Origin of the sequence: Bacteroides sp. AF20-13LB (genome assembly GCF_003603065.1) — a bacterium.
Lineage (GTDB): Bacteria > Bacteroidota > Bacteroidia > Bacteroidales > Bacteroidaceae > Bacteroides > Bacteroides uniformis.
Genome location: NZ_QTMH01000008.1, coordinates 157,796 through 171,526, shown reverse-complemented (window position 1 = coordinate 171,526; position 13,731 = coordinate 157,796). Strand labels below are relative to the sequence as shown.

At 44.7% G+C, this 13,731-nt stretch carries 8 protein-coding genes and 1 tRNA gene; 7 read left to right on the top strand and 2 right to left on the bottom strand.

Going from position 1 to position 13,731, the window contains the following annotated elements; genetic code table 11:
• The first annotated feature begins 100 nt into the window (after nucleotides 1-100).
• The gene (locus tag DWX62_RS11105) at nucleotides 101-808 is read left to right on the top strand and encodes a methyltransferase (protein WP_022402423.1); all 708 of its coding nucleotides are present in this window, start codon (nucleotides 101-103) and stop codon (nucleotides 806-808) included.
• Nucleotides 809-894: 86 nt separating this feature from the next.
• Nucleotides 895-969, top strand: a tRNA-Pro gene (locus DWX62_RS11100).
• A gap of 61 nt (nucleotides 970-1,030) precedes the next feature.
• On the opposite strand, the gene DWX62_RS11095 is transcribed toward DWX62_RS11100, so the two are convergent.
• Together DWX62_RS11095 and DWX62_RS11090 are read right to left on the bottom strand one after the other, a co-directional pair.
• Nucleotides 1,031-1,996, bottom strand: a complete 966-nt coding sequence (locus tag DWX62_RS11095; protein ID WP_057281063.1) for a HAMP domain-containing sensor histidine kinase — start codon at nucleotides 1,994-1,996, stop codon at nucleotides 1,031-1,033.
• Complete coding sequence (locus DWX62_RS11090; protein ID WP_120172841.1) at nucleotides 1,993-3,366, bottom strand: sigma-54 dependent transcriptional regulator; 1,374 nt, start codon at nucleotides 3,364-3,366, stop codon at nucleotides 1,993-1,995. The genes DWX62_RS11095 and DWX62_RS11090 overlap by 4 nt, the downstream gene beginning before the upstream one ends.
• A 218-nt stretch (nucleotides 3,367-3,584) precedes the next feature.
• On the opposite strand from DWX62_RS11090, the gene DWX62_RS11085 reads away from it, so the two are divergent.
• The 5 genes from DWX62_RS11085 (at nucleotide 3,585) to DWX62_RS11065 (ending at nucleotide 13,714) form a co-directional block, all read left to right on the top strand.
• A complete protein-coding gene (locus DWX62_RS11085) occupies nucleotides 3,585-5,072 on the top strand; it encodes a TolC family protein (RefSeq protein ID WP_120172833.1) in 1,488 nt (495 codons plus the stop codon).
• Between the two features lie 169 nt (nucleotides 5,073-5,241).
• Complete coding sequence (locus DWX62_RS11080) at nucleotides 5,242-6,492, top strand: HlyD family efflux transporter periplasmic adaptor subunit (protein ID WP_005837154.1); 1,251 nt, start codon at nucleotides 5,242-5,244, stop codon at nucleotides 6,490-6,492.
• An 11-nt stretch (nucleotides 6,493-6,503) separates the two neighbouring features.
• Nucleotides 6,504-8,909, top strand: a complete 2,406-nt coding sequence (locus tag DWX62_RS11075; RefSeq protein WP_120172832.1) for an FtsX-like permease family protein — start codon at nucleotides 6,504-6,506, stop codon at nucleotides 8,907-8,909.
• An 11-nt stretch (nucleotides 8,910-8,920) separates the two neighbouring features.
• Nucleotides 8,921-11,296 (top strand): FtsX-like permease family protein, encoded by a 2,376-nt coding sequence (locus tag DWX62_RS11070; protein ID WP_057281058.1) that lies wholly within the window; start codon nucleotides 8,921-8,923, stop codon nucleotides 11,294-11,296.
• Nucleotides 11,297-11,314: 18 nt separating this feature from the next.
• On the top strand, nucleotides 11,315-13,714 hold the full coding sequence (locus DWX62_RS11065) for an ABC transporter permease (RefSeq protein WP_008664546.1): 2,400 nt from the start codon (nucleotides 11,315-11,317) through the stop codon (nucleotides 13,712-13,714).
• The last annotated feature ends 17 nt before the right edge of the window (nucleotides 13,715-13,731 follow it).

Below are 13,731 nucleotides of genomic sequence, written 5' to 3'. Positions count from 1 at the left end.
AATAAACGTTCTTCACCCTTTAAAAAGACAAAAACAGTGCCAATTTTATGACAAATATGCAGGCTTTGATTATTTTTGAGCCCAATTAAAGAAGATAAACATGCCAAAATCATCTTTTAAGTTTAAACAATTTACCATATTTCATGATAAATGCGCCATGAAGGTCGGCACAGATGGTGTACTACTTGGGGCATGGGCCCCGGCAGACAAAGCAAAGCGTATACTGGACGTTGGAACCGGTACCGGATTAATAGCCTTACAGTTAGCGCAAAGGAATCCGCATGCCCGGATTACTGCAATCGAGATAGATGCGGCTGCAGCCGGACAAGCCACAGAAAATGTATCTCACTCTCCATGGGCCGATAGAGTAGAGATCATATGTCATGATTTCCGAGATTATCAGCCGGAAAACAGATTTGACCTCATCGTTTCCAATCCTCCCTATTTTATAGATGCGTTGAAATGTCCTGACGAACAAAGGTGCACAGCACGGCATGCGGGCAATTTGAATTACGATTTACTGTTTCATCGTTCGGCATCTTTGCTTGAAGAGCAAGGAGTCGTAAGCATCATTATTCCAGCGGAAGCTGAAAAAACGGTTGTGGATACAGCTTGGAACCATAAGTTGTTTCCATTGCATCGTGTGCAAGTCTTCACCAAGCCCGGAAAACCGTGCAGACGGGTATTGCTGAACTTTGGTTTTGAAGCAAAAGAGTGTAGAGAAGAGAAACTCTGTATTGAGGTGAATCACAATGAGTTTACCCCTGAATATGTAGCTTTAACGAAAGATTTCTATCTGAAAATGTAATTTTAATTGCATAAAACTTGCCTAAATGTTTGGTTGGTATCAGAATTGTTTTTACCTTTGCACTCGCTTTTCAGAAGTAAAGTATTCGGGGTGTAGCGCAGTCCGGTTAGCGCACCTGCTTTGGGAGCAGGGGGTCGTGGGTTCGAATCCCGCTACCCCGACAGAAATTAATAAGCTACTGATTTTTCAGTAGCTTATTTTTGTATATACCCTCTTTCCCACTTATCCAAATAGCAGCGTAAAGCAACTCCCTTTTCCCACAGTAGACTGCACCGTGATATTCCCTCCATGCCGGTTCATCACTTGTTTACATAAACTGAGCCCGATGCCCGAACCGGAAGGCTTGGTGGTGAAGAACGGTACAAAAATCTTATCTTGCACTTCCGGCAGAATGCCTTCACCATTGTCACTGACAGTGATTAGGCATTGCCACGAGAGGGCGGGTAGCATCTTCACTTCTATCCGGGGATGCTCTTTCCTGCTACATGCCTCTTTGGCATTTTTAATCAGATTAATCAGTACTTGTTCTATCTGTGTCCGGTCTATCTGGAGTATGCGGTCGGTCTCCGGAAGCTCTATCCGGATATACTCTTCCGAAAACAGCTTCTGCAAATCCTGCAACAGCTCGCGGACGGCAACCGGACGACGGACGGGGGCGGGAAGTCTTGTCAGCTTCCGGTAATTCTCCACAAACTCCAACAACCCCTTACTACGGCGGTGGATAGTCTGCATTCCCTGCCGCATGACGGGATAGTTCTTTTCCGACATTTCCCGCTCGCTCAAGGTTTCGGAGAGGGAGATGATGGGAGTGATTGAATTCATTATTTCGTGCGTCAGCACACGTATCAGCTTTTGCCACGCTTCCATCTCATTGCGTTCCAGCACGCGGGTACGGAAATTCCTCATCGCTTCGGAAAGCTCGTCCACCATATCCTCCATAGACCGGTTCTTGTAGGGAGAACGGAATGACAGCATCATGTCGTCATAGCGCAGGCTCTCTGCCAGATGGCGCATCATGCGCACCTGCATCATCTGCAGGCGGTACAGATGAACGGCAATCGCCAGCAATATCAAAAAAGCCATCAGTGCACTGAACCACAGTCCGGCATCCACCAGCAGATAAACGCCGACCGAAAGGAAGGCTATGCCGATGATGTGCAGTGCCACAATCAATGAATATCGTTTCATAAGCCCAGTTTTTCAAGTTTCCGGTACAAGGCGAAGCGAGTAATGCCCAAGTATTCGGCGGCACGGGTCACATTTCCTTCACTGAGCCGCATGGCACGTTCCACAGCCTGCCGTTCCAATTGCTCCAAGTTGAGGACTTCTTCTTCCTTCTTCTGACGGGAAACAGAAGCTTGGAACATAAAGTTCTCCGGACGAAGCAGAGAACCGTCTCCCAATATGACAGCACGTTCCACTGTATGCTGCAACTCACGTACATTACCCGGCCAGGCATATTTCAACAACTTGTTTTTCGCCTCCCGGGTCAGCCCGCGCATCTCTTTCTGATATTTGCGGGCATACCGTTGCAGGAAATACTCTGCCAGCAGGAGGATGTCGTTTCCGCGTTCCCGCAGAGGTGGAATATGCAACTCGATGGTGTTGATGCGATACAGCAGGTCTTGGCGGAAGTCTCCTTCGTCCACCAGCCGACGGATGTCTGCATTGGTGGCGCAGATGAGCCGCACATCAATGGGCGTAGCCTGCGTACTTCCCAAACGACTGATACAACGCTTTTCGATGGCAGTCAGCAATTTGGTCTGCATGGGCAGGGAAAGGTTACCTATCTCGTCCAGAAAAAGCGTACCGCCGGTTGCCACTTCCATACGTCCAGCTTTCGCTTTCCGTGCATCGGTGAAGGCGCCTTTCTCGTAGCCGAACAACTCGCTTTCGAACAACTGTTCGGGAATACTGCCGAGGTCTATCGTGACAAACGGCTTTCCATAGCGGGGAGAATTGCGGTACAGCAGGCGGGCAATCACATCCTTTCCGGTTCCATTCTCACCCAATATAAGTATGTTGGCATCCGTATCGCGCAACTTCTCCACTGTAGAGAAGACTTGCTGCATGACAAGAGAATCACCGATAATAACCTCTTCGGAGCCTCCCGCTGTGGCATTGCTCAGAACTTCCACCTGCTCCTTCAGCAGATTTATCTCGGTCCGCGAACGACGCAGCTTCATGCCCGAAGAAAGGGTCGCCAACAATTTTTCCTTCTCCCACGGCTTGGGAATGAAATCCGTAGCCCCCGCTTTGATGGCACGCACTGCCTTGTCCGTATCCGCGTAGGCAGTCATGAAGATGACCACTGCTTGCGGGTCGATACTCAGAATCTGCTTCAAGCTGTCGAAACCTTCCTGACCACTGATGGCATCACGGCTGAAATTCATATCCAGCAGAATAATGTCCGGACGGAAAGTGGTCATAAAATGCTCGATGCGGTCGGGAGTCACTGCCACCTTTATCTTCTCGGCGTAGGGTTCGAGAAGAAGGTTCAGTGCAAAAAGCACATCCTCGTTATCATCTACAATCAATATTTTACCAAACTGCTCCATATCTGTTTTCTTTTCGTGCAGGCAAGGCCTACACAATCCCACATCTCTTGTACGGGCAAAGATAAGTATAATATCCATGTGTTGTGCGTGCATTATCGCACTATTTTTGTGCGCAACTGCACACGTTTGGAAAGCTTCGAACCACAACAAACACTTATAATACAACAACTTATACTTATGGCATAGAATTTGAACTTTATAGAGTAAAGAAAACAACTATGCACCGGAATATATTTTTATTGCTTATTACATTCAGTCTGACGTCGAGTGCCGTTGCTCAAGAGCACACGCTGGAGCTGACTTTGGAAGAAACCATCGAGCAGGCCCGCCAGCAGTCGCCCGACGCCCAAAATGCCCGCCATAGCTTCCGTTCCGCTTATTGGAACTACAAATACTACTGTGCCAACTACCTGCCGACGCTCAAGCTTACTTCCAATCCCTATCTGGACCGTGCTATCAACAAGGTGACCCAAAGCGATGGCAACGTCAAGTTCATAGAGCAGAACCTGCTGAGCACTGACCTGACACTGAGCCTGACACAAAACGTGCCGTGGACCGGAGGAACCTTTTTCATTGAAACGGCTGCGCAGCGCCTCGACCTTTTCAGCAGTGACACCTATTCCTGGCAGACTTCACCCGTCAACATCGGATACAGCCAGTCCTTGTTTGGCTACAACAGCCTGAAGTGGGACCGGCGCATCGAACCTATCCGTTATCGCGAAGCCAAGAAAACCTACGTAGAAACCCTTGAACTTGTTGCCGCCAATGCCACAGAGAAGTTCTTCAACCTGGCCAAAGCACAAAGCAACTACGAAATAGCCAACGCCAACTACGCCAATGCCGACACCTTGTATATATATGCGCAAGGACGATATAACATCGGCACCATCAGCGAAAACGAAATGTTGCAGCTCGAACTCAACAAACTGACCGAAGAAACCAACTGCATGAATGCCCGCATCGAAGTGGAAAACTGCATGCAGGAACTCCGTTCCTACCTCGGCATCCAAGAAGACCTCCTTATAAAGGTGAGAATAGACAACCGCGTGCCCGACCTGCACATCGACCTGGATGCCGCGCTGATGCTTGCCAACGAAAACAGTCCGGAGATACAGAACATGCTACGCCGCAAGGTGGAAAGCGAGAGTGCCGTGTCGCGCGCCAAGGCCAATGCCGGACTGAAGGCAGACATCTACCTGCGCTTCGGCTTGACACAAACTGCCGACAAGCTGAAAGATGCCTACCGGAATCCACTGGACCAGCAGTACGTCAGCTTGGGCATTACCCTCCCAATCCTGGACTGGGGGCGCGGAAGGGGACAAGTACGCGTGGCCCGTTCCAACCGAGACCTTGTCTACACGCAGGTAGAGCAAGACAAGACGGATTTCGACTTGAACGTACGGAAACTCGTAAAGCAATTCAACCTGCAGGCGCAACGGGTAAACATAGCCGCCCGCACGGACCATACAGCCCAACGACGCGCCGAAGTAGCCCGAAAACTCTATCTGCTCGGCAAGTCCTCGGTACTCGACCTCAATGTATCCATCACGGAAAAAGATACGGCCCGGAGAAGCTATATAACGGCTTTGTACAACTATTGGAGTTTGTACTATGCACTGAGAAGCATCACGCTATATGACTTTGAAAAAGAGAGGCCACTGGCAGAAGACTTGGAAAGGGTTACTAATGAAGAATCTATACAGTAATAGAATCGTGGAATAGTTTTAGTAAAAGCTGGCCGGAGATTTACTAAAACTCCGGTGACGATTTACTAAATCTCCGGTAAAGTTTTAGTAAAACTCGGAACCCTTATTCAGAAGTACTTCTGAAGGGGGTATCTGAAAAGTAAAAAAAGAGTATATAAAATATTGCATTATGGATATAAAACTTGAAAAGAAACCCTGGTACATCCGTTACCGCTACTATCTGGCGGGAGGCGTTGCCTTCCTTGCCTTCCTGATTTATGTAGTCACCCTTTCGCTGGGTCCCAGCAAACTGCGTATCGAGCAAGACAACATACAGATAGCCGAAGTCAAGAACGGCAAATTTATGGAATATGTAGATGTGGAGGGAGTGATTCAGCCCATCCTTACCATCAAGGTCAATGCACGTGAAGCCGGAAGCGTGGAACGCATCATAGGAGAGGAGGGGAGCCTGCTCCGGCAAGGAGATACCATCCTCGTCATGGAAAACCCCGACCTGCTGCGCAGTATCGAAGACCAGCGCGACGACTGGGAAAAGCAGCTTATCACCTACCGCGAAAAAGAAATTGAAATGGAGCAGAAAAGCCTGAACCTGCAACAACAAGCCCTGCAGACCGATTATGACCTCAACCGCCTGCGCAAGAGTTTTGCCCTTGACAAGGAGGAGTACCGCATGGGCATCAAGAGCAAGGCGCAGCTCGAAGTTTCCGAGGACGAATACAACTATAAAGTGAAAAATGCCCATCTTCAAAGGGAAAGCCTCCGTCATGACTCTGCCGTCACCGTCATCCGCAAAGACCTCATCAGGAACGACCGCGAACGGGAACGGAAGAAGTATGAACGCGCCTGCGAACGGCTCGGCAACCTGGTGGTGAAAGCTCCCGTCGCCGGCCAGCTCAGTTTTGTCAAGGTGACTCCGGGACAGCAGGTCGCTTCCGGTGAAAGCATTGCGGAAATCAAGGTGCTGGACCAATATAAAGTGCATACTTCCCTGAGCGAATACTACATCGACCGCATTATCACCGGATTGCCTGCCACCATCAATTATCAGGGAAGAAAATACCCGTTGCGCATCACGAAAGTGGTTCCCGAAGTCAAAGACCGCACGTTCGACGTAGACCTCGTCTTCACCGGTGACATGCCCGACAACGTACGTGTAGGCAAAAGCTTCCGGGTACAGATAGAACTCGGCCAGCCGGAGGAGGCGCTCGTCATTCCGCGCGGCAACTTCTACCAGAGTACCGGAGGACAATGGATTTACAAACTGAACGCCGCAAAGACAAAAGCCGTGCGCGTGCCGCTTGGCATCGGTCGCCAAAATCCGCAACAATACGAGATTACGGAAGGTTTGCAGCCCGGAGATTGGGTAATTACAACGGGATATGATACCTTTGGCGAGGCGGAAGAATTGATAATGAAATAAAACTACGCACTATGAGACAAATAATCTTAGCCATCAATGCATTGCTGAAATTCAAAGCATACACCCTTATCAATGTATTGGGACTGGCGTGCAGTTTGGCTTGCGTACTCACCGTAGCCCGATATATCCACCAAGAAAATACAGTGAACCAATGCTTTCCCGAATATAAACGCATTTGCCTGATAAAAACCTCTACCAGCAGTGGTGAGAACTTCTTGGGAGGCTACCGGTCGGGATTGGAAAAGGATCCTGACGTAGAACAATTTACGGTGATTTATCAAATATCGGATATGCCCGTTCTGTTCGGTGAACAAGAAATTGCAGCGAACACTTTTTCTGTAGACAGCACCTTCTTCAAAATCTTTCCATATAGGGTGATTGCCGGAAGCGGAAGAATAGTCCGCCCGAGGGATGTTGTCATCACCCGTTCTTTTTGGAAGAAGAAGCTGGGAGGGAAGAATGCCATAGGCGCTACTTTCAAAAACACAAAAGGGAATAAATTCACTATTATAGGAGTGGTGGACGACCCCGATACCAAGACATCATGGATGCCGGATATATTTATGTCGGATGAACTGGACGAATTCCTTTTTTTCGACCCTATATACGCCATGCTGATGGCACCGGATACAGACATTGCACTGCTGAATAAAAAGTATTCAAAAGAACACCCCCGCAGCAAATGGAGCACTTATGAGACAGTACGCTATCAGTATTTGCCTTTGAAAGATTTATATTACGATAAAGACCACGGAAAAGAAAACAAGAACTATCAATATGGCAACCAAAGCTATGTCCGGGTATTGATGGTAGTAGCCTTCCTGGTAGGTATCATAGGGCTGCTGAACTTCATCAACATCTACACTGTCATCATGTCCAAGCGGTCAAGAGAGTTTGGGGTGAAAAAAGTGTTCGGTGCAGGCAGGACAGACATTTTCCTGCAAATATATGCCGAGAACATCTTATTGACGGGACTGGCATTACTCCTTTGCTGGGCTTTAATAGAAATAACCAGGTTTTTCTTTTTCCATGAACTTTATATACCTACCACAACAGACTCCGGCTTTGACCGGAAGGTCTCTGCCATCGTACTTTTAGGATTGCCATTGCTGACTACTGTTTATCCGTTCTTGAAATACACATGTAGCAGACCCGTCAACTCCATACGCGAGCTGGCATCTTCACGCTTTTCCACACGGTCACGCATGATATTACTGTGTTTTCAATATGTCGTAACCATCTTTATAATAACCGTTTCTCTATTCTTTGTACGGCAGTTGGAGTATATGCTCTGCGCCGACCTCGGTTTCCGCTCGCACGATGTGATAACTTGCCGGATGTATGTCGATAAATTGGGCTTATATAAAACAACTAAAGAGGAGGGATTGGATGAAGGAAAAAGACAATATATAAGTAATGCTTTGGTCAATAAACGAATGAGTGAAAGCACTCTGTTTGAGCATTGGAGCAGAGGAAACGACTTGCTGTTCACCGACTTCCGTTTTGACAGTTTTGCGCTCAACAGAGCCGAAAACGGTTTCCATCCGGCATTATCTGCACATTTAACGACCCACTCCATGGCAATATACGATTTTCAACTTGTAGAGGGGCGCCTATGGAACGACTCCATAGATGAAGCGTTCACCAAAAACAGTTTCAAGGTAATTATCAACGAAACCGCTAAAAGAGTCTATGGAATAAAAGACATCACCAAAGACAAGCTGCAACCTGAAGAACCACACTACGCCTCAAGCAGCTTACCGGATTTCTACAATCCACCTTGCGAGATAGTAGGGGTCATAAAGGATTTCAATGTTCGGCACCTTTCACAATCCATCCAACCGATTGTCATCTATTATCACGATGCAAGCATAGGCGGAATTTATACTGTTACAGCCTCGTATAAGCACGAGAATAAAGCCAAAGTCATTGATTTCCTGCGCCGCTTATACGAAGAATCTACGGGAAGAACCGACTTTGAATATACGCTGATAGAAGATGAACTCCAAAAGATGTATCGTGAAGACCGTCAAGTGGTGAACATTTATACGCTCTTTGCCGGAATAGCCATTTTCATCTCTTCATTGGGATTATTGTCAATATCCTTGTTCGATATTCGGCAACGTTACCGTGAGATAGGTTTACGCAAAGTGAACGGTGCGCAAGCAAAGGATATTTACCCCTTACTCATTAAAAAGTATCTCTCGGTCATGGGAGTCGCCACTTTGCTATCCATACCCTTGTCATGGATTGCCATTACCCTCTATTTGCAGGATTTTGCCCACAAAGCCCCTTTGACATTCGACTTGTTTGCCGTAGCAGTAGCCATAACAACTGCCATCTCCTTGTTGACTATTATTAGGCAAATCAGCAAGGCTGCCAACATCAATCCGGCAAGCATTATGAAAAACGAATAAAAGACACGAATATGAAACTCATACTATTATATATCCGAACATTAAGTAGGTTTAAAGTATATACGGTAATCAATATTATCGGACTGGCACTGAGCTTGGCTTGTGTCATTATTATATTCCGCTACGTGAAGCAGGAAAATGATGTAGATTGTTATAGTCCCAACAAAGACCGGATAGGCATCATGGTGCAGGAATACAAAGATGACAACAATAAAACGGCAGTTATCGGAGGTCCCCTCGAAGATGCAGACATAGAAGCGATGTCCACTTTCGTATGGTTCAATAAAGACTATATCATAAAGGAAGAAAAACATATTGATGTAGAAACGATTGTAGCAGACAGCTTGTTTCTAATAGTGACTGATTTTCCCATGAAATATGGAAAAGCCGAATCATGGGCGGCGTCTCCACAAACCGCCTTTATCACAGAAGAGCTGAGTGAGAAACTATTCGGGAACATAAATCCTATCGGCAAAACCATTGAATACTCTACCGGTGACCCTCTTACGGTGACCGGAGTTATCGGCAAAGACAGAGGGAAACGCTCGCTTCATTTCGACTTGCTTGTTCCTGAAACATTGCAGAAGGATTGGGAGTTCCGTTTCCCGATGAAAATGGCATTAATTCATAAAGGGGCTTCCTTTACGAAGATAAATGCACGGCATGCAGCGTTCCGGCAATCTCCACGTGCTGCGGATGTTGAATTCAGGTATCAACTGCTTCCCATGCGTGAAGTGTATTTTCATCCAGCCATTGATGTTTGGCAGGACATGCTGCAAAGGGGGAATTTACCACAGCTACATCTATTGGCACTTGTTGCTGTACTAATTTTAATTGTAGGCATCTTCAATTTTATGAGTCTTTATACGGTTGTATTATTGAAACGAAGCAAAGAATTCGGACTAAAGAAGGTTTTTGGAAACAATTCAGCACAGCTATTCTCCCAACTATATATCGAGAATTTATGTCTGACACTTGTATCATTATTTATAGCCTGGTTCCTTGTCGAGATTTCCGTCTTTCCCTTAAATAAATATTTTGATGTCATTCAACAACCTAATGGTATATTTGACATAGGAATAACCATAGCTATCCTGATTTTACAGCCATTGACAGCTTCAATCTATCCGTTTTTTAAATTCAAATACAACACGCCTATCCATTCATTACGGAAAATAGGCAGTGGTGAAAAATCGTCTGTTGTAAGAAACCTCTATCTGAGTATTCAGTATATCGTGGCATTCATTCTAATAGTTGTTTCCATGTTCTTCGCCAAACAACTGTATGAAATGACTCATATAGATTTAGGCTATGACACAGACTCTATCGTTAAAGTCCATTTTGAACGCTATGAACGCAAACAGCCTACCACTGAAGCAGAATATCTGAAACAGACCTCCTTGCGCAAAGCCTCCAAAGAAAATATATCCACTGCAATGAATGCCTCTCCTTTATTCACGGCATGGAATTACTCTTTATCCCCTTATGAATATTTCACAGAATCTCCGGTACTTTTCCGTAAGCTCGGAGAAGCCAATTTCAAACAATTGTATTGCATTCCCATAACAGAAGAAGAAATAAGATTTCATGGCTTCCGTTTATCCCAGGGACGTTTATGGGATGCCGACATCGACCATGAAGGTGAAGCAAAACTGATTCTCAATCAAAAAGCCATGCAACTCTTCGGACTCGAAAGCGCAATCAATGCCCGGCTGGAACCCCAACAACCTTTATGGCCGCGTAGGGATTTGAGCCCTTATCAGATTATAGGTATCGTCGAAGATTTTTATTGCGGACATTTATCCCAACCGGTTCTTCCTATAGCTTTTATATACGGTGAAACATATCTTTCACAAATTCCTTTGCAAGCTAAAATTGCTCCAGGACATCAAAAAGATGCCGTTGCCTTCCTGGAAAACCTACACAACGACAATGCTGATGGAGCCTTCAATTATACTTTTGCAAAACAGGAAGTTGAGAATCTCTATAAGTCAGACAAGCAAATAACTATTACCTATTCCTTTTTCGCCTTTATGGCCATTCTAATATCCTCAATAGCTTTGTTTGGATTGTCCTTATTTGACATACAACAAAGATACCGGGAAATAGCTATACGAAAAGTACATGGCGCTACACATAAGGAAATTTTATTGTTATTACTCAAAAAATACATTATCATATTAGCAATGTCATTTTTGATTGCCATTTCTATATCTTATTGGGGAATAACCATTTATCTGAAAGATTTTGCCTACAAAGCCAACATCAGCAGTTGGTTGTTTATTATTGCAGCAATCATCATATCATTAATTTCCATATTAACATTGGTTTATCAAGTAAAAAAGGCTGCACGACAGAATCCGGCGGAAGTAATCAAAAGCGAATAATACAATAATGATACTATTATGATAAGACATTATATTAAAACAGCATTCAGAAACCTATTAAAGTACAAGGCACAGAATATCATCTCTATCATCGGACTGTCGGTAGGTATACTTTGTTTTAGTATCTGCCTATATTGCAGCCGCTATATAAATTCTACCGACAAGTGCTTTACCCACTGGGAACGCATTGCAGACATAAACCTATACACTCCAGCAGAAGAACCTTATTCCGGAACTCCCGCTACGTTGTTTGAGAGTCTGCGCCAATTGCAATTCCAAGAAGTAGAAGCATTTACTTTTGTTGCCTATCCCCGCCCACGTAGCTACAATGTGGAAACTATCGACAAGGAAGAACTGCCTTACGAAGATTTATATGCTATGGAAGTAGATACAGCCTACCATAGCGTGTTCACCCCGGAAGTATTACAAGGTTCATGGGCTGTAGCATCGCAAACTCCCAATGCCGTGATACTGACACGCTCTCTGGCACACAAAATATTTGGTCTCGGAGAGAATCCGATAGGAAAGCGAATGACCTTAGCACAACGGCTTTTCTCTTCACCTGATACCACACCACGAACAGGAGGTACCATCTATACCATACAAGCGATAATAGAAGATATTCCATTGAATACCAGCCTTAGCTTTCTCCAAAAGATTGATATGTTAATCTTGAACGACAGCGAAGGACTTATACAATTCGATGGACGAGACAGTATGACCGGTGGACTTACTTTTGCTCTTCTTCGTCCGGGCAAAACATCCGCGCAACTTGAAGCAAGTTTCCGTGCAATGGACTTGAAGCACACAATATTCAATGAGAAAAATACCGTATCAGCCTCGAATTTCGGAAAACTTTTTCGGGAGAAATCCGTTGCCCCTTACTTTGCCGGAATCACATTCATTGTCGGCCTTTTGATTCTACTGACTGGTCTACTCAACTTTTTTCATTTTTTGACGGGGAGTTATCTGAACCGTTCGCACGAGTTCGGCATTCGTAAAGTGAATGGAAGTAATGGCAACAAACTATTTTGGTTACTTTTTACCCAAGCCATTATCATTTCGTTCATAGCCTTCTTATTGACTTTCTGTCTGATAGAAATATTTACCCCTTACCTTTCATTCTCTTTATTTGATTTCACATTAGTCATTGAACGGGACCTATTATTGATACAGACAATAGAATATATGGCAGGCGTTATTTTACTATGCTTATTACTCTGCTTGTTTACCGTATGGAGGATGAAGCATGCCTCCATCCAGTCAAGTATTTACAAGAACAAATCCAAACGCCACAAACAGAAGATACGAAATTGTCTTTTGGGTATCCAATTTTTCATCTGTTGGTTATTCATAGTCTTTACAGTCGCTTTATATTTGCAGGCTAACAAGACCGGTTCCACACTGTTCAACACACTGACAGAAAAAGAAAAGTCCGAAATCATCAGTATTCCTATGGATTACCGTTTTATGAAAAATGACGAAAAGCTTGCTCTCATAGAGCGCATCAGTCAACATCCGGATATAAAAGATAAAATGCTGACAGATATTAATTATCTGAAAGGTATTTCGGGAACAAGCATGCAGACAGAAAAAGATAACCGGGAAAGTAGCCTTGAAGTCAATATAATGAATGTTCCTAATAACTTTTTCGAGTTTATGAATATCCCCATTCTCTCCGGGCATGTCCTGAAGACAAATAGTGACATGGTAGCAGACCGTAAATTGGTAGAACGTATAAAGAAGGATTTACTGGGAACCACCTTGTACAATTATCAAGATAGCTACACGGTATGCGGCATTTGTTCCGATTTTGTAGCCGACACTTACAATCAGAGCCAGGGCTTCGTCTTTCTGCCTTGTGATTTCAAATATTATGTAGGTCATTGCTATTTGAAGTGTGTACCCGGAAAAGCAGAAGAAGTAGAGGCTTTCGTTAAGAAAATGCTGGAAGAGAATCTTCCACCGAGTATACAATTACACATTTCGACCTTGCAGGAAGACATTCACCAAGCGCAAGCCATCGAGAACAACATGAAAGGGATAATCTTATTCTTCTCATTTGTCAGCCTTATAATCACTTTATTAGGCGTCTATTCGGCAATCACACTGGATACGGAACGCAGACAAAAGGAAGTGGCAATCCGTAAAGTAAATGGTGCAGGATTGAAACAGATTATCATATTGTTTGCCCGTACGTATATTTATCAGCTTGTACTCTCGGCAACAATGGCATTTCCTTTATGTTATGCCATACTGCAGTTATGGAAAAACATGTATATCGTATTCTTTAATGATGGCCCGCTATTTTGGATTTCAATCTTCATAATCGTAGCTGTCATTACTACTCTGACTATTATTTTCCGTATTCTGAAAATAGCAAGGACAAATCCGGCAGAAGTCATTAAAAACGAATAAGAAAATATATTTACCTA